Genomic DNA, 17,051 nt, shown 5'->3' on the forward strand with positions numbered 1-17,051 from the left:
AACCATGAAATATAACGTATATATATTACTATTGTTTGCATGTATAACTGGAATTTTACCGGCCCAGGAAACTGCGGTGCAATTTGAAGCAAAAGTCAGTAAATCTGAGTTAGGTGTCAATGAGCGCTTGCGTATTGAATTTACGATGAACAAGGATGGGGATAATTTCGTTCCACCTTCCTTTGATGGGTTTCAGGTGCTTATGGGGCCTAATCAATCTGTAAGTCATTCATGGGTCAATGGGAAGAGATCCTTTTCAAAAACCTATTCTTATATTCTGGATCCACAGGCAAAAGGGACCTTCACAATCAAACAAGCTGAGGTAGAAATTGATGGTAGTATCTATAAAACTACACCGATTACCATTACGGTATCTGAGGCAGTTAATGACCCCAATGCACCACCTTCCGCAACTGAAATTGCAGGTGATAATCTACATCTAGTCGCTGAGGTATCCAATGCGAACCCATATTTGAATGAAGCCATTAGTGTAGTTTATAAATTATATGTTAGCCCTAGGATCAATGTTTCAAATTTTGTACCCAAGGCAAATCCAACCTATAACAATTTCTGGTCTCAGGATATTAGAGTGAGTCGTTATCAGGTAGAAACCGGCCTTTACAAGGGAGAGCAATACCGCTATGTCATATTAAAGAAAACGGTACTATATCCTCAAAAAACCGGAAAACTTGAAATTGAACCCCTAGCGTTGGATGTGACTGTAGATGTTCCTACAAATCGACGAGATATATTTGGTGGACGTTTGTATAACCAAATCAATAAAACAGTAACCGCCGGAAAACGCACCATTACGGTTAAAGCCTTGCCTGAAAAAGGTAAACCAGCTGGATTTACCGGTGCAGTAGGCCAATTTACTTTTGATGTGGTGACTACCAAGTCAGATTTAAAAGCTAACGAATCACTAACGGCAAAACTTCAGGTTTCCGGTACGGGAAATTTAAAACTTTTTGAATTACCCAAGCTAACCCTTCCAAGTTCCTTAGAGGTATATGAACCTGAATTGGTGGAGGAAGTTAACACAACACTCTCAGGAAACAGAGGGGAAATATCAAACAACTATACCATAATACCTCAGTACAAAGGAAAGTATCCGATTCCAAGTGTAGCATTCTCCTATTTTGATCCTGATAAAGGTACTTACAAGACCCTGACTTCTCAGCAATTACTAATTAATGTGTTTGAAGGGCCAACCAATGATGCTAGTGTAGCCACAAGTGATCCTGGTATAGTGAAGCAAAATGTGAACGCTGATGAAAACCAATTCAAGTTTATCAAACTTTCCACAGCCTTATCTGAGAAATCGGATTCGGTATTCTTTGGATCGACCTTATATTATTGGTTGTTACTCCTTCCTCTATTTGGAATACCGATTGCCATCTTTATAGGTAAAAAACGTGCTGAAATCGCCGGTGATGTCATTGGAAATCGCGTAAGGAAAGCCAATAAACTCGCGAAGAAATACCTTTCAGAGGCTAAGAAAAATATCGGTCAAAAAGAAGCTTTTTACGAATCTTTAGAGCGTGCTTTGCATAACTATCTGAAGGCGAAACTAAAATTAGTTACTTCGGAATTCAGCAAGGAGAAAATAAGTGAACTACTCCGCTCGAATGGAGTAGAAAATGGAGTGGTGGATGATTTTATAGGGATTTTAAAAAGCTGTGAATTAGCACGTTATTCTCCGAGTACCAAGGCAGAAATGGAGGTGGATTACGAAAAGTCTGCCGATGTAATTTCCAAAATTGATAAACAATTCAAGAAATGAGAAGAGCCATCATAAATAGCTGTAAAATCGCATTGTTTCTAGGCCTAATGTTTTATGCCTTCCCTACATTTGCACAGCAGGGAAACCTGGAGCTGTTCGAAAAGGCCAATAGCTTATACAACAAAGGAGAGTATCAGACTGCCATTGAGGATTATTTAAAGATCTCTGAAAGTGGTCAGCACTCTGCAGAATTGTATTATAATTTAGGGAACGCGTATTACAAGCTCAATCAGATTGCTCCGAGTATCTATTATTATGAAAAGGCCTTATTGCTTAAACCAAAAGATCCGGATATTTTAAACAATCTGCAATATGCCGAAAACATGACCATTGACGCCATTGATGTGCTGCCTCAAACAGGCATAGATCGGTTAGTGTCTAGTGTAGTGGGAGTATTTTCACATACTACATGGGCCATTGGCTCTATTGTTTTTATGTTTCTTTTTGTAGTGGTATTCCTTTTGTACTACTTCTCGAGTTACCACCGCCAAAAGCGACTGTTCTTTGTCTTGAGTTTTTTCATGTTGTTGCTCTCTATAGCAGCTGTAGTCGGAGCCTATAAAGAATACACGATTCAAAACAGTAAGACTCTTGCTATTATATTTGCCAAGGAAACTTCGGTAACTTCTGAGCCTAATATGGGAAGTGAAGAAATATTCCAATTGCATGAAGGAACCAAGGTAAATGTGCTTGATACCATGGGGGGATGGAAAAAAATTCGTCTAGCCGATGGAAAAATCGGTTGGTTGCCTCAAGGAGAATTAAAGGTCATAAAGGATTTTTAATTTTTAGTTAACAAAGTTTATTTTAAGATGCCTTATATTTGGCTGTAGTTAATTTCAAACACCTACTTTGCAACTAAGAAAGAGAATAATATCTTGTTTTTTTCTGATAATATTCGGAGGATTTTTGATTGCCCCTGCGGTGGTTAAAGTCATCGAGAATAATGCAGATGTTGCTTATTTTTTTAATGTAGCTGAAGAAGAAAAGACAGATAGTACCTCAAATCAGTTAAAGGAGGTCAAAGAATTGCCATACCATAAATCTTCTGAAATGGCCATGGCGAGCTTAGAGCTAAAAAGATCCGAATATCACTTCTACATTTTACATAATTACGACCTGGTGATCGATGTCATATCGCCACCTCCCGAACATATCGCTTAATTTTTCCGGTTAAAATTTAAGTATAATAAAAAAATTGTTCAGTGTATAACTGGGCGAAATATATAGATATGTTCAAAAATTTAAAAAGCGATTTACCAGCTTCGCTGGTTGTATTTTTCGTTGCCTTACCGCTATGTTTAGGAATAGCGCTGGCTAGTGGTGCCCCTTTGTTTTCCGGTGTTATAGCAGGAATTATAGGTGGAATAGTTGTCGGTGGACTAAGTGGTTCATCAATTGGAGTTAGTGGACCCGCTGCGGGTCTGGCAGTGATCGTATTCGCTGCAATTGCAAACTTAGGATTTGAAAACTTTTTATTAGCTGTGGTTATTGGTGGAGTCCTACAAATCTTACTTGGAATTCTTCGAGCAGGTGTTATAGGCTACTATTTCCCATCTTCAGTAATTAAAGGGATGTTAGCGGGTATAGGGATTATTATTTTTATAAAGCAAATACCACTTGTTTTGGGATATGACTCAAAGTCCTTATCAATTGAAGGTTTAGGGAAAATTTTCGATCTAATTACTCCTAGCGTTGTGCTTATTTCAATACTTTCACTAGGTATTCTGTTACTATGGGATAAGGTCCTAATCCATAAGCACGACATTTTTAAAATTATTCCCGGACCATTGGTAGCTGTTGTTGTTGGGGTTGTTTATTTTATTTTAACACAATCTGTTCCTGGATTTCAAATTTCCGAAAATCAATTAGTTTCTGTACCTGTTGCTGAAGATTTCAATTCTTTCATGGGGCAGTTTAGTTTTCCAAATTTCTCTGCCATAAGCAATCCTGATGTTTGGGTTACCGGTTTTACCATTGCAATTGTAGCAAGTTTAGAAACATTATTGTGTGTTGAGGCAACTGATAAATTGGACCCCGAGAAGAGAGTCACTCCTACCAACAGAGAACTGCTGGCTCAAGGAACCGGAAATGTGTTGTCAGGTTTCATAGGGGGACTTCCCATTACACAAGTGATTGTTAGGAGTTCTACTAATTTACATGCAGGAGGTAAGACAAAACTTTCTCCAATTCTTCATGGGTTTTTAATATTGATTTCAGTGATATTAATTCCAGTATTTTTAAATATGATTCCGATAGCAGTACTAGCATCAATATTGCTGATTGTAGGTTACAAATTAGCCAAACCATCTGTATTTAAACAAATGTTAACACTTGGATCTTCTCAGTTCATTCCTTTTATAATAACGGTCCTCGGGGTAGTATTCGCAGATTTGTTAATTGGAATTGGACTTGGATTAGCCGTAGGGATTATAACGATATTGATCAATAGTTATAAGAACTCTCATTTTCTACATATTGAAAAGAGTACTAATGGCGGACAAATTGTAAAAATGACTCTGGCAGAAGAAATATCTTTTTTAAATAAAGGGGCTATTTTAAATGAGTTAAACAAATTACCTGAAAAAACATTATTGGAATTGGATATTCGAAACACGATCAAACTCAATTACGATATTTTAGAAATATTAGATGACTTTGTTCATACTTCAAAACAAAAAAATATTGGGGTAAAATTGATTACTACACAAGGCATAGTCTTCAATCCAAACAGTTTTTCCAAGCTTTTATTATCTGAATCAAAGGAAAAAGCCGTATGAAAACGTTGAAAAATCAATACTTTTACAAAAAAATAAAAAGAATGAACCCAGAAGCAGTTTTTGAAAACAACAAGAAATGGATCACTCGAAAATTGGAGTTAGACCCTGATTACTTCAGTAAACTAAACCAAGGACAGGATCCTAAGCTATTGTATATAGGATGTTCCGATAGCCGAGTTACCGCGGAAGATCTAATGGGGTTGGGCCCCGGTGAGGTTTTTGTACATCGCAATATCGCTAATTTAGTAGTCGGAACAGATTTAAATGCGATGTCTGTGGTAGAGTACTCTGTGAAACACCTAAATGTTGAACACGTAGTCATTTGTGGTCATTATGGATGTGGTGGTGTTAAAGCGGCTATGCAATCTGCAGATCTTGGAATACTAAATCCCTGGCTTAGAAATATTCGAGATGTGTATCGATTGCACCAAAACGAACTGGATTCCATAAAGGATCCCGTGCAGCAGTACAACCGTCTTGTGGAACTTAATGTACAGGAGCAATGTGTAAATCTTATTAAAACTGCAGTCATCCAAAAAGCAGTTAAGAATCATGGTTTAAAGGTTCACGGTTGGGTATTTGATATTAAAACAGGTGAGTTAATCGATCTTAAAATCGATTTGGATGGGATTTTGAAATATATCATGCAAATATATACACTAGACTAAGTTTAGCATTGGATTTGTCAACTAAAAGCACTTCAATTTCGGTTGTTGTGCTTTTACTGCTTTATAATCATGTCAACCTCTAAAATCTGCTACTGTGTCTTAGGGACAATTGAATCATTTTCAGTAGCCGTATTGCTATTCTTCGGCTGATCATCCCTATCAAAATTAATATTGAGGTTATTTAGGTTGGGATCCTCTCGAATCACCCACGCGAATACATAGTTTCCTAAATCTTTCACTTTGGAATAGGTGATCGAATTATCTAAAGTTTCTTGATCAATCAGGCGAAAAGTTTGATTTCCACGATCAACAAACACTAAAATTGCTCCCAAAATAATGGCAATTTTTAAACCTCCAAATGCAGCCCCAAACAATTTGTTTATAAATCCTAAAGCGGCAAAATTCGCAATCTTAGTCAGGAGTTTGCCAATCAGAGACACCGCAATAAGAATCACCATAAAGGTTAGTGCAAATGCGACCAGACTTACATAGCGCTGATCCCAATCTACTTTTTGCTCCAAAAAATCTCCAATGTAGTATGAAAAATGTATGGCACCATAGATTCCTACAATTAACGCTAGAATGGAGGCGATCTCTATAAATAATCCCTTTACAAAGCCGCGTACTACACCGTAAACCAGTAATCCGCCTATAACAATATCAATGTAATTCATGTGCCATAATTAATGGATTTAACAAATATACTATTTTTAGGGGATTGATGATCGAAAGCCTTAAATGTGAATTTAGTTGTTTACTTTTGCACTAAAATTAGTGAAATGGCAAGAGATGAGACCTTGAAATTGAAATGGGATACGTTGGTGGAGAAGCTCTCTAATCGTTTCTCAGAAGGAGAAGACTTAGATATAGAGTCCATCATATACTTAGTTGGAGTTCAAGAATTGGGTCAATTGCACAGAGGGTTTAAGAAAGACGAAAAATTAAACTTAATGCATATTGCCATCTGTAAATTATTAGAACCCTATGGTTATTATGAGTTTGATTTTTACGATGATGACGGATGGCCACATTATACAGTGAATGAGCAATTACCAACGCTGAAGGCTGGAGAACAATCCGTGTTGATGAAGGAGGCACTAGTGCAGTATTTTACTGAAAATGGCTATTTAGACTAGGCACAATCGTATTTTAAAGATATAGAAGGAATAATTACCTAAAGTAAATAAGGTATTTTCTTTAGAATAGTTAAATTTGCGCATTCAAAGACAAGACGTATGATATCGACCATTAAGGAACATATTGAGAAGGTAAAGGCTTTTTCAACCGATCAATTGGAAGAAGTAGAGAGTTTTAGAATTCAATACTTAGGAAAGAAAGGGGTTCTTAATGCTTTTTTTGCAGAGTTCAAAAATGTACCCAATGAGCAGAAGAAAGTATTTGGTCAAGTGATCAATGAGTTAAAAAACGCTGCTCAGGACAGGGTTACCACTCTTAAAGAAGTTTTGGAAAACAATTCGAATGCTGCTGCTCAATATGGAGACTTAACACGTCCCGGCATGCCATATGAGGTGGGTTCCAGACACCCAATATCATTGGTTAAAAATCAGATTATTGATATTTTTTCACGTATTGGATTTAATGTTTCTGAAGGTCCTGAGATAGAAGATGACTGGCATAACTTTACCGCATTAAACTTACCGGAATACCATCCTGCCAGAGATATGCAGGATACATTCTTTGTTCAAACCGATCCGGATATCCTTTTGAGAACACATACGTCTTCTGTACAGGTACGTTATATGGAGAAGAATCAACCTCCTATAAGAACGATATCACCGGGAAGGGTATACAGGAACGAGGCAATTTCATCGCGTTCTCATTGTTTCTTCCACCAAGTAGAGGGATTGTACATCGATAAGGGAGTTTCATTTGCAGATTTAAAACAAACACTTCAGTTCTTTACCCAAGAAATGTTTGGAAAATCAAAGATCCGATTGCGACCTTCTTACTTTCCGTTCACAGAACCTAGTGCTGAGGTCGATGTATATTGGGGTCTTGAAACCGAAACCGATTATAGAATGACCAAAGGTACCGGTTGGCTGGAAATTATGGGTTGCGGAATGGTTGATCCTAATGTATTGGAGAATTGTGGAATAGATTCTAAAGAGTATACCGGTTTTGCTTTTGGAATGGGAATCGATCGTATTGCACTTTTACAACATCAGATTTCTGATATTCGACTTTTAAGTGAGAACGATCTTCGATTTTTAAAACAATTTAAATCAGTGTTGTAGTGAAAAAGGACATTCAAATTCCTATTGCTCAAAATGTATATGTTGCAGCCGTTGATCAATGGGATGGAGAAAAGCTCAACAAGGATTGGTGGGTATATTTGATAAATGATCAAAACGAAGCCTTGGAAGCTGTCATATTAGTATCCAGAGGTTATGGAGAAGGCTTACAGACCTCCACCATGAGACATGGTTTTGGAACTCTTGCACCAAAGTCTATCACAAAAGTTGAATTACTACAAGAAGAGGTATTCAAATTGAATAACGAATTCTTTTTAACTTTTTTCCAGGGCAATAAGTTGTTTGAGCGAAAGTTTGTTTTTGAAAGGCATCAGATCACAGAGGCAAATACTGTTGAGATTCCACTTATGGACGAAAATGGAGTTCTTGCGAAATAAGTAACGTATTGGCTCATAGAATCTCTCAACTTCCAAACCAAAAATTATCCTAGTTTTTATATAAATTTAGAGGCTACATTTCTACTAATGATGCCTTTAATCGACCTTATATATGGCGATATTCATCGATAATAATTTATGTTTTTAGGCTATTAACTATCTGACTAATAGGGTTGTAGGGCAATAATCGTTTAATTAACAAATTATTAACTGTGATTAGTTCTGTTAAAACCGAACTAGGCGTATTTTTGTCCTCGTTAAATTTTAGTATGGCAGATCCATTGGAATTAATAAAGGTTAAAAAGCAATTAATTGAAGAAATGGGCGTGTATTTTGAAAGCCAAGATATACTCTCCCCATTGTCATCGAGAATATTTGCATTCCTGGCTTTGGCAGGAAATTCCGGCGCCACCTTTGATGAAATAGTTGAAGAACTGGAAGTGAGCAAGAGCTCTGTATCTACCAATCTTCAGTTGTTGCAAACTATGGGAAGGGTTGGATATTACACCAAGTCAGGTGATCGCAGGCGTTATTTTAAAATTGCCGAAAACAACATGGTAAATCGATTGGATGATAAGGTGGCATCGTGGGAACGCGAAAAAGTGCTTCATGTCAAAGTACTGGAGTATAAGAAACTTCAATTTGAGCATAATTCATTAACAAAAGAGGAACAACAACGGGAAATGGGATTTTCTATCCATTATATTGAGTTTTTAGAGAGTATGATTGAAAACTTGAAAAAACTTAAAAACAATTTATTAATAACTATCAATCAGGAACAAAAATGAGGGCAAAATTGTATTTAAAATTATTATCCATAGCAATGGCATTAACTCTAAGTGCTTGTGGCGGAAAAGAACAACAGCAAGGTGCAGCACAACAGGCATTACCCTTTCCGGTAGTGAAAGTTGAGGCCAAGGAGGTTACCGGAAACAGTAGCTATCCAGCGAGCATCGAAGGTGTTGTGAATAGTGATATTCGCGCAAAAGTATCAGGTTATATCAAACAAGTATTGGTAGATGAGGGAGAGAAAGTTCGAGTTGGACAACCGCTATTCAGACTTGAAACCGCATCGTTATCTCAAGATGCTGAAGCTGCTCAAGCAACAGTAAATGCAGCCCAAGTAGAAGTAGATAGATTGAAACCTTTGGTTGAAAAAGGTATCATAAGTAGTGTTCAACTTGAAACTGCTAAGGCTAAATTAGCACAAGCAAAGAGTACGCATAATAGCATTACCGCTAATATTGGGTATGCTACCGTAAAGAGTGCGGTTAATGGCTATGTTGGTGCTATACCTTACCGTGTAGGTTCATTGGTGAGTCCTGCAGATCCAACGCCACTAACTACTGTTTCTGATATTAGTGAGGTTTATGCTTATTTTTCTATGAATGAAAAGGATTACTTGGACTTTATCCAAAATGCAGAAGGTGAAACTTTACAGGATAAATTGGATAAGATGCCTGCAGTGAGTCTTGAGCTCGCCAATGGTAGTATTTATAAAGAGCAAGGGAAAATACAAACTGTAACCGGCCAAGTGAGTCAAAGTACCGGAACGGTAAGTTTCAGAGCAATTTTTGACAATCCTAATCAAATTGTTACCAATGGTAATAGTGGTAAGATCTTAATCCCTTCTACCTATTCTAAACTACCGGTTATTCCTCAGGCTGCAACCTTTGAAAGACAGGGTCAATTTTTAGTATTTCACGTGAAGGAGGATAATACCGTTACAGCGGATGTCATCGAAATCATGGATAGAATCGACAACTTATATGTTATTAAATCGGGAGTCAAAATTGGGGATGTTATCGTAACTGAGGGTGTTGGTAAATTAAGACCGAACATGAGTATAGTGCCTCAAGAAGTTCCTTACGACAGCGTTGTTAAGCCACTTAAAACAGTATTTAGAAATTAAAAAGGATCTCACGGTTAAATTGTAAGACATGATAAAAACGTTTATAGAGAGACCTGTTTTATCCACAGTTATCTCGATCATTATAGTAATATTAGGTGTTTTAGGGGTTACTACCCTGCCTATTGAACAATACCCGGATATTGCACCACCAACCATTTCGGTCAGAGCAACCTATCCAGGTGCGAATGCTGAAACCATTTTGGAGAGTGTTATTATTCCGATTGAAGAGCAGATTAACGGGGTTGAAGGAATGACATATATTACTTCAACTGCTACCAATGCCGGTTCAGCTGAAATCACTGTGTATTTCGATCAGGAAACAGATGCAGATATCGCATCGGTTAACGTGCAAAATAGGGTAGCTCGTGCGAATCCTTTATTACCTCAAGAGGTAATTCAGACAGGGGTTACTACTCAAAAGCAACAAACTAGTGCACTAATGTTTATGTCGTTTTACACGACGAATACGAACTATGATGCTACATTTTTAGCGAACTATTTAAAAATCAACGTTACTCCGGAAATTCAAAGGGTTAATGGAGTTGGTAACGTACAGGTGTTTTCTACCCAGGATTACTCGATGAGAGTCTGGTTACAACCTGAAAAGTTAGCAGCCTACAACCTCATTCCAACAGATGTAATGGCTGCTTTAAATGAGCAGAGTTTGGAGGCAGCTGCAGGTTCTCTTGGAGAGAACAATGGAGAAGCATTCTCTTATGTTATCAAATATAGCGGTCGATTTAAGACCGAGAAACAATACGAGGATATTATTATTAAAGCCTTAGGAAACGGAGAGTATCTCCGATTAAAGGATGTAGCCAAGATTGAATTGGATGCATTCTCATATGCTTCCAGTGCTAAGACAAATGGGTATCCTAGTGTGAGTATGGGAATATTCCAGACCAAAGGATCCAATGCTCAGGAAATTATTGAAAACATCAAGAAAAAGCTGGATGAAATGTCTGGTAGTTTCCCTGACGGTATAGAAGTCTTTATTCCGTATGATACCAACGTATTCTTAACGGCTTCCATCGACAAGGTTGTTAATACCCTCATCGAAGCCTTTATACTGGTATTTATAGTGGTGTTTATTTTCTTGCAAGATTTTAGATCCACTCTAATCCCGGCTATAGCAGTACCGGTTGCAATTATTGGTACATTCTTCTTCTTGAATGTTTTTGGGTATTCTATTAACTTATTAACCTTGTTCGCCCTAGTGCTGGCAATTGGTATTGTGGTGGATGATGCCATTGTGGTAGTGGAAGCGGTGCATGCCAAGTTAGAAGAAGGTAATGTTAAAAGCGCTAAAGAAGCTACCCATGGTGCCATGGAGGAAATTACCGGTGCGATTATTTCGATAACCTTAGTGATGGCCGCAGTGTTTATACCGGTGACTTTTATTCAAGGTCCTACAGGGGTGTTCTATGAGCAGTTTGGTGTTACATTGATCGTTGCTATTTTAATTTCAGCGGTGAATGCATTGACCTTAAGTCCTGCATTGTGTGCTCTGCTCTTAAAAACGCATTCAGAGGAAGAGAAAAAGAGCAAAAGCTTTTTACAACGATTCTATGATGCCTTTAACAAAGGCTTTGGTGCTGCTACAGAAAGATATGGTAAGGCCTTAGGGTTCTTAGTGAAGAATAAATGGGTGACCGTACTAATGTTATTGGCTTCGGCAGCAGGTATTTACTGGGCAACTCAGGTTACACCTACTGGTTTTGTGCCAAATGAAGATAGAGCCATGGTGTTTGTCAATGTAGAGTTACCTCCAGGATCATCTATGGATAGAACCGCTGAGGTAAATGGAGAATTGTACAATAAGATTAAAGATATCGACGGACTTGACGGTGTGACTTTAATTACTGGGTTTAGTTTGATCGGTGGTCAAGGAAGTAACTATGGTCTAGGATTTATCAAATTAGATGATTGGAAACTTCGTGAAGATGAATCGCTCTCTATTGATGCTATTACCGGAAAACTTTTTGGTGTTGCAGCTACGATTCCCGGAGCAAATATTATTTTCTTTGCCCCTCCTAGTGTACCTGGATTCGGTACGTCTGCCGGGTTTGAATTTAATTTATTAGACAGATCAGGAGGAGCATTTACAGATCTTGATCAAGTCAACCAGAACTTCATTATGTCACTTATGAAGCATCCTGAGATTCAGTATGCACAATCCTCCTTTAACACGAATTATCCACAGTTTGAAATGGAGATTGATGTTCCGGTGGCTAAGAGCTTAGGAGTTCCTATTAGTTCAATTTTCTCCACCTTACAAGGGTATATTGGAGGGATATATGCAGCAGACTTTTCAAGATTTGGTAAACAGTACCGCGTGTTTTTACAAACACTTCCGGAGGATAGAGCAACAGTAGAATCATTGGATGGATTATACGTAAGAACCGGAGATGGCCAAATGGCGCCAATCACACAATTTATTAGTCTTAAAAGAGTGTACGGGCCGCAATCTGTAACGCGTTTCAATCTTTATAACTCCACGAGTGTGTCTGGAGCTACCAACCCAGGTTTTAGTACCGGGGATGCAATTAATGTTATAGAACAAGAGGTTTCGAACCTTCCTGCGGATTATGATATTGCTTATTCAGGTTTAACTCGTGAGGAGGTAAGCGCAGGTGGACAAACGGTTTTAATCTTTATATTGAGTATCGTATTTGTATACTTTTTACTTGCAGCGCAGTATGAGAGCTATATGTTACCTTTTGCGGTGATCTTATCACTCCCATTAGGTGTATTCGGAGCCTATTTTACCACCATGGTGGCTGGTTTGGAGAATAATATTTACTTCCAGATCGCACTGATTATGTTGATTGGACTGCTGGCTAAAAATGCAATTCTTATTGTTGAATTTGCGTTGCAGCGGCGTAGAAGAGGTGAAAGCCTTACTGATTCCGCAGTCCATGGAGCTAAGGCACGTTTACGTCCAATTTTAATGACCTCATTTGCCTTTATTTTAGGGCTTATGCCATTGGCATTAGCTGGTGGAGTTGGAGCAGAAGGAAACCGTTCGATTGGTACCGGAGCTGTAGGTGGGATGCTGATTGGAACCATTTTAGGGGTATTTGTAATCCCAGTACTCTTTGTTGTATTCCAATGGTTACAAGAGAAGGTAAGTTCGAAAAAAGAACCATTCACTGAAATTGAAGCTTAACAAATTTAACAATGATGAAAATCAAAACATATAAAGTTTTACTTGGTCTAGCGGTTCCATTTTTACTACAATCTTGTTTTGTAGCTAAAAATTACGAGCGACCAGATGTTGAAACCGAGAATTTATATAGAACCGATCAGATTTCACTTGATAGTACTTCTCTTGGAATGGTGTCTTGGAGAGATCTGTTCGATGATCCAATATTAAAAGGACATATTGAAAATGTCTTAGCCAATAACTTGGATATTCGTGTTGCCATACAACAGATTGCAGCTACTGAAGCGTATCTTAAACAAGGTAAGGCAGGAAATTATCCAACCTTAGCTATAAACGCTTCAGGCACGCGAACTGAAAACTCAGAAAACAGTCAATTCGGGAGCGTATTTAGTGGTGCAGTAACACAATATGATTTGTCTGCACAACTCTCTTGGGAGGCTGATATATGGGGTAAGATTAGAAGTAATAAACGTGCTTTTCAAGCGACTTACTTGCAGAGTATAGAAGCGCACAAGGCCGTGAAGACAGAATTGGTTGCAGCGGTAGCTTCTATGTATTATCAATTACTTTCTTTAGATCAGCAGTTTAGGATTACTGAAGAAACTATAGACACGCGTAAAGGTAGTTTGGAAACTACCCAGGCATTAAAACAGGCTGGTATGCTGACTGAAGTTGCAGTTCAACAAACAGCTGCACAGTTGTACGCTGCACAGTCTATTCTAATTGATATTGAGAACCAAACTAAAATTTTAGAAAATGCTTTTTCTATACTTTTAGGTGAACCTGCTCATGGAATAGAGCGAGGGGTTCTTGAAAACCAACAAATCACCACTGACTTGGTCACCGGAGTACCTTATTTATTACTTCAGAATAGACCTGATGTCTTGGCTGCTGAATTTGGTTTGATCAATACTTTCGAGCTTACTAATGTCGCTAGAAGTAGCTTCTATCCATCTATTACCCTTGGTGCAACTGCAGGCTTCCAGAGTATTGAATTGGATCAATGGTTAGATGCCAGTTCGTTTTTTAATACTTTGGTTGGAGGTTTAGTTCAACCCGTATTAAATGGTAGAAGAATCAGAACTCAATATGAAGTATCCAAAGCGCAACAAGAACAAGCTCTATTGACTTATAAAAAGGCCTTGTTAACCGCCGGACAGGAAGTTTCAGATGCCTTGTATACCTATGAGGCCACATCTGATAAGATTGTATTGAAAGAGAAAGAGTACCAAGCCTATAAACTTGCCTCTGAATACTCTGAAGAACTATTAAACCAAGGTTTGGCGAATTACCTAGAGGTATTGAATGCACAGGAAAATGTGTTAAACTCTCAATTGGCTTTAGTGAATAACAAATATTTACAACTAAATGCTATCGTAGATCTTTACCAAGCCTTAGGAGGCGGATGGAGATAACATAAGAGACTTAGTTCTCTACTTAAACTTACAAATTACAGATCACCCTCGCGCACGCGGGGGTTTTTTGCATCCTATTGTTTACTTCAGCTATTGGTTTTCTTGCGCAATAACCCTTCTAATTTGTCGTAATGCCCCACCTTAAGAATACCGTACTTTATATACCTTTGAGTCATACAATCAATCAGTTAGAATATTGTACTGAGTGTCGTATATAAAGCAATGTAAAACCAAAATTGAAATCTTATGTCAGCAAACAGCGTTAATTTACACCGAATCTTGACAGCATCTCCTGAGAAAGTATTTAGAGCATTCTCAGACAAGGATGCTTATGCCACTTGGCTTCCGCCTTATGGGTTTATCTGTACAGTAGATACTATGGACTTTAAAGTGGGCGGGAGTTACAAAATGGCCTTTAAGAGCTTTACTACTGGAAATGGTCATTCGTTTGGAGGGGAATTCTTAGAAATCATCCCAAACAAAGGCATCACCTATACCGATCGATTTGACGATCCTAATTTACCTGGAGAAATGCGTACAACAGTCCAGTTAAAGGAAGTCACCTGTGGTACCGAATTGACGATACATCAAGAGGGTATACCGGATGCCATTCCTGTAGAAATGTGTTATTTAGGTTGGCAAGAGAGCCTTGACAAATTAAAACGACTTGTTGAGCCGGAAATTCCAGATATGTAAAACGTAATTATTTACCGGCTTTTGCCTTTTCAGCCGCAATAAGTGCTTCAACAGTAGCGTTTAGTTTCTCCTTATCCTGATAGATAGGGTCTAAATCTACGATTTCTACTTTTCTGAACTCTATAGGGTGGCTTTCACTCTGAAGTGATATAAACCCTTCTGTTAAGGCTTTTCCGTCTTGTTTTACTGCAGGGTCGAAGTTCTTTACATTACCTCCTCCGATCTGCGGTTTAGTGTACTCTAAAACGGTTTCTCCTTCCAAGATGTGCTTGACGATAGAGTCTTTTAATACTAGGAAGGTAGCTCGAACCCACTGATCACCGTGATAGGTTTTTGAAGTAGAATTGGTACAATGAGGAGTGAATAACTCATCATTCATTACTACATTGGTCCCTGGAGTACAGAGGTTAGATGTGGTACGGGTATCAGTGCCATTACCTCCAAGGAACTGTGCTTCTACACTTATAGGGAAGTCCTGATCTTTAAGCATGCTTCTTGGGTCTTGTCCATGCAGCATTGCGCCACTGTTTCTCCATGCCCATCCTTCACCTGTTGCAATTTGATCGTCGACAAATCTATATTCTACAGCTAGGAAATAAGCTGAAAATGACTTGTCGTAAAATAAATGACCGTATTGGTAGTCATAGACGTCATTGTAACCGTCATAATTCACTACAATTTTACCGTCTTTAACAGAAAATGTATTGGCATAATTCTCACCAACTTCGTGTTTAGAAATTTTTGGAATCCATCCGGAAAGGTCTTTGCCGTTAAACAGCTGTTGCCATTCTGCTTGAACTGCCTTATCGGTTTTAACCTCGGTAGTATCTGTGTTATTGGTTGTTTTTTGCTCTTTACAAGCGCTCAATAGAATCAATCCTAAAATTAAAAGTCGAAATAATTTCATAAATACTAAGTGTATGATCCACTGAAGCTCAGTGGAAAGGAATAAAACGTATTCCCGTGTTTATTAATAGTTTTTTAAACTTTAGTAATTGACGTATCAACTCCAAAAAAGTTTAGCCCACCCGAAGGTAGGCTAAATTATTTTATTTTTCAACTATGAATATGCCTTATTCAACGATGAACTTACCTTGCATAGCTGCAAAGTGTCCAGGGAAGCTACATAGGAAATCATAAGTTCCCGGCTCTGGAGCCTCAAATTCAATCGTAGTAGTTTCACCACCACCAATTAGGTCTGTGTATGCAAGAACATCGTCAGTTCCTTCAGGAATGTAATCGGTCGAAGAAGCTTCAACAGCTGCAGTAGCAAAGGCGATTAAATCAGCTCCTTTATTAAGGATTACAAGGTTATGACCCATAACCTTTTTGTCAAGTTTACCGACATGTTTTAGGGTGATTGTAACCTTTTCCCCTGCTTTAACACGAATTTCTTTTGTACTGAATTTCATCATGTCATCCGCAGTGATCACAACATCGTTTTGTGATTTTTGTTCACTGGCAGCTTTAGCCGGCGCTGCAGCTTCTTGCTCGTATTGGAATTTTTCTTCCTTTTTTTCTTTTTTACCATCACCACAACTAACAATGGCAAGCGCAAATCCAAATGCAATTAACTTACTATAGATATTCATTTTACTAATTTTTTTATTACAATGCGAAGATACAGAATTCTTGTTTTGATGGCTAATTTTAATGGAATTTTGAGGAAATAAAAAACGATGAATACTTAGCTGTGGATTCCAAGACAAAAGCCTAAGTAGAGAGGACTGTATAACTATAAATAACATTTAAGGTGACCGCTGTAAAAGAAATATTTTTTCTTATGAATTTAAAGTTAAATGGAGTTATACACCCATTGTTATAAATACTTAGTGTTGGATGTAAGCGTCTTCTTTCTGCTCTTCACCCTAAAAATAAAGTTTTTTAAATGGGTCTCATAATTGGGTGCAATTTTCCATGAATAATCTTTCATCCATTCATAATTAACTACGTCGCTAATTATAGAATCGAATGGGTTCAT

General features: G+C 37.9%; 16 protein-coding genes. 13 read left to right on the forward strand and 3 right to left on the reverse strand.

Annotated elements, in window-relative coordinates:
- Nucleotides 1-4: 4 nt before the first annotated feature.
- From ACN0TV_RS11400 to ACN0TV_RS11420, 5 genes are all read left to right on the forward strand, one after another.
- On the forward strand, nt 5-1,783 hold the full coding sequence (locus tag ACN0TV_RS11400) for a BatD family protein (protein WP_417363042.1): 1,779 nt from the start codon (nt 5-7) through the stop codon (nt 1,781-1,783).
- Nucleotides 1,780-2,568, forward strand: coding sequence for a tetratricopeptide repeat protein (locus tag ACN0TV_RS11405; protein WP_417363043.1), 789 nt, complete (start codon nt 1,780-1,782; stop codon nt 2,566-2,568). Before ACN0TV_RS11400 ends, ACN0TV_RS11405 begins: the two co-directional genes overlap by 4 nt.
- Before the next feature lie 67 nt (nt 2,569-2,635).
- On the forward strand, nt 2,636-2,947 hold the full coding sequence (locus ACN0TV_RS11410) for a hypothetical protein (RefSeq protein ID WP_417363044.1): 312 nt from the start codon (nt 2,636-2,638) through the stop codon (nt 2,945-2,947).
- Nucleotides 2,948-3,015: 68 nt separating this feature from the next.
- Nucleotides 3,016-4,563, forward strand: a complete 1,548-nt coding sequence (locus ACN0TV_RS11415) for a SulP family inorganic anion transporter (RefSeq protein WP_417363045.1) — start codon at nt 3,016-3,018, stop codon at nt 4,561-4,563.
- A 41-nt stretch (nt 4,564-4,604) separates the two neighbouring features.
- Nucleotides 4,605-5,231 (forward strand): carbonic anhydrase, encoded by a 627-nt coding sequence (locus ACN0TV_RS11420; RefSeq protein WP_417363046.1) that lies wholly within the window; start codon nt 4,605-4,607, stop codon nt 5,229-5,231.
- An 89-nt stretch (nt 5,232-5,320) separates the two neighbouring features.
- Here ACN0TV_RS11420 and ACN0TV_RS11425 read toward each other — a convergent pair whose 3' ends face one another.
- Nucleotides 5,321-5,905, reverse strand: a complete 585-nt coding sequence (locus ACN0TV_RS11425; protein WP_417363047.1) for a CvpA family protein — start codon at nt 5,903-5,905, stop codon at nt 5,321-5,323.
- Nucleotides 5,906-6,010: 105 nt separating this feature from the next.
- Here ACN0TV_RS11425 and ACN0TV_RS11430 point away from each other — a divergent pair, with 105 nt between their 5' ends.
- The 8 genes from ACN0TV_RS11430 (at nt 6,011) to ACN0TV_RS11465 (ending at nt 15,070) form a co-directional block, all read left to right on the forward strand.
- Nucleotides 6,011-6,367 (forward strand): hypothetical protein, encoded by a 357-nt coding sequence (locus tag ACN0TV_RS11430; RefSeq protein ID WP_417363048.1) that lies wholly within the window; start codon nt 6,011-6,013, stop codon nt 6,365-6,367.
- A gap of 99 nt (nt 6,368-6,466) precedes the next feature.
- Nucleotides 6,467-7,486 (forward strand): phenylalanine--tRNA ligase subunit alpha, encoded by a 1,020-nt coding sequence (gene pheS / locus ACN0TV_RS11435; protein WP_417363049.1) that lies wholly within the window; start codon nt 6,467-6,469, stop codon nt 7,484-7,486.
- Nucleotides 7,486-7,881 carry a hypothetical protein gene (locus tag ACN0TV_RS11440; protein WP_417363050.1) on the forward strand — a complete coding sequence of 132 codons (396 nt, stop codon included), beginning with the start codon at nt 7,486-7,488 and terminating at the stop codon, nt 7,879-7,881. Before pheS ends, ACN0TV_RS11440 begins: the two co-directional genes overlap by 1 nt.
- Nucleotides 7,882-8,150: 269 nt before the next feature.
- Nucleotides 8,151-8,669 (forward strand): GbsR/MarR family transcriptional regulator, encoded by a 519-nt coding sequence (locus ACN0TV_RS11445; protein ID WP_417363051.1) that lies wholly within the window; start codon nt 8,151-8,153, stop codon nt 8,667-8,669.
- Entirely contained in the window at nt 8,666-9,793 is a 1,128-nt protein-coding gene (locus tag ACN0TV_RS11450; RefSeq protein WP_417363052.1) for an efflux RND transporter periplasmic adaptor subunit, read from the forward strand. Before ACN0TV_RS11445 ends, ACN0TV_RS11450 begins: the two co-directional genes overlap by 4 nt.
- A 28-nt stretch (nt 9,794-9,821) precedes the next feature.
- A complete protein-coding gene (locus ACN0TV_RS11455; RefSeq protein ID WP_417363053.1) occupies nt 9,822-12,962 on the forward strand; it encodes an efflux RND transporter permease subunit in 3,141 nt (1,046 codons plus the stop codon).
- 11 nt (nt 12,963-12,973) lie between these two features.
- Complete coding sequence (locus tag ACN0TV_RS11460) at nt 12,974-14,374, forward strand: efflux transporter outer membrane subunit (RefSeq protein ID WP_417363054.1); 1,401 nt, start codon at nt 12,974-12,976, stop codon at nt 14,372-14,374.
- Between the two features lie 246 nt (nt 14,375-14,620).
- Nucleotides 14,621-15,070 (forward strand): SRPBCC family protein, encoded by a 450-nt coding sequence (locus ACN0TV_RS11465; protein WP_417363055.1) that lies wholly within the window; start codon nt 14,621-14,623, stop codon nt 15,068-15,070.
- A 7-nt stretch (nt 15,071-15,077) separates the two neighbouring features.
- Here the strand turns inward: ACN0TV_RS11465 and ACN0TV_RS11470 are convergent, their stop codons facing one another.
- The gene (locus ACN0TV_RS11470) at nt 15,078-15,977 is read right to left on the reverse strand and encodes a 3-keto-disaccharide hydrolase (protein WP_417363056.1); all 900 of its coding nucleotides are present in this window, start codon (nt 15,975-15,977) and stop codon (nt 15,078-15,080) included.
- A 166-nt stretch (nt 15,978-16,143) separates the two neighbouring features.
- A complete protein-coding gene (gene azu, locus ACN0TV_RS11475; protein ID WP_417363057.1) occupies nt 16,144-16,662 on the reverse strand; it encodes an azurin in 519 nt (172 codons plus the stop codon).
- Between the last annotated feature and the right edge of the window lie 389 nt (nt 16,663-17,051).

The sequence above is a fragment of the Galbibacter sp. genome (assembly GCF_048266365.1).
Classification (GTDB): Bacteria; Bacteroidota; Bacteroidia; order Flavobacteriales; family Flavobacteriaceae; genus Galbibacter.

Coding starts and splice junctions, on each gene's coding strand:
- ACN0TV_RS11400 (WP_417363042.1), top strand. CDS start 5: ATGAAATATAACGTATATATATTACTATTGTTTGCATGTATAACTGGA.
- ACN0TV_RS11405 (WP_417363043.1), top strand. CDS start 1,780: ATGAGAAGAGCCATCATAAATAGCTGTAAAATCGCATTGTTTCTAGGC.
- ACN0TV_RS11415 (WP_417363045.1), top strand. CDS start 3,016: ATGTTCAAAAATTTAAAAAGCGATTTACCAGCTTCGCTGGTTGTATTT.
- ACN0TV_RS11420 (WP_417363046.1), top strand. CDS start 4,605: ATGAACCCAGAAGCAGTTTTTGAAAACAACAAGAAATGGATCACTCGA.
- ACN0TV_RS11425 (WP_417363047.1), bottom strand. CDS start 5,905: ATGAATTACATTGATATTGTTATAGGCGGATTACTGGTTTACGGTGTA.
- ACN0TV_RS11430 (WP_417363048.1), top strand. CDS start 6,011: ATGGCAAGAGATGAGACCTTGAAATTGAAATGGGATACGTTGGTGGAG.
- pheS (WP_417363049.1), top strand. CDS start 6,467: ATGATATCGACCATTAAGGAACATATTGAGAAGGTAAAGGCTTTTTCA.
- ACN0TV_RS11445 (WP_417363051.1), top strand. CDS start 8,151: ATGGCAGATCCATTGGAATTAATAAAGGTTAAAAAGCAATTAATTGAA.
- ACN0TV_RS11450 (WP_417363052.1), top strand. CDS start 8,666: ATGAGGGCAAAATTGTATTTAAAATTATTATCCATAGCAATGGCATTA.
- ACN0TV_RS11455 (WP_417363053.1), top strand. CDS start 9,822: ATGATAAAAACGTTTATAGAGAGACCTGTTTTATCCACAGTTATCTCG.
- ACN0TV_RS11460 (WP_417363054.1), top strand. CDS start 12,974: ATGATGAAAATCAAAACATATAAAGTTTTACTTGGTCTAGCGGTTCCA.
- ACN0TV_RS11465 (WP_417363055.1), top strand. CDS start 14,621: ATGTCAGCAAACAGCGTTAATTTACACCGAATCTTGACAGCATCTCCT.
- ACN0TV_RS11470 (WP_417363056.1), bottom strand. CDS start 15,977: ATGAAATTATTTCGACTTTTAATTTTAGGATTGATTCTATTGAGCGCT.
- azu (WP_417363057.1), bottom strand. CDS start 16,662: ATGAATATCTATAGTAAGTTAATTGCATTTGGATTTGCGCTTGCCATT.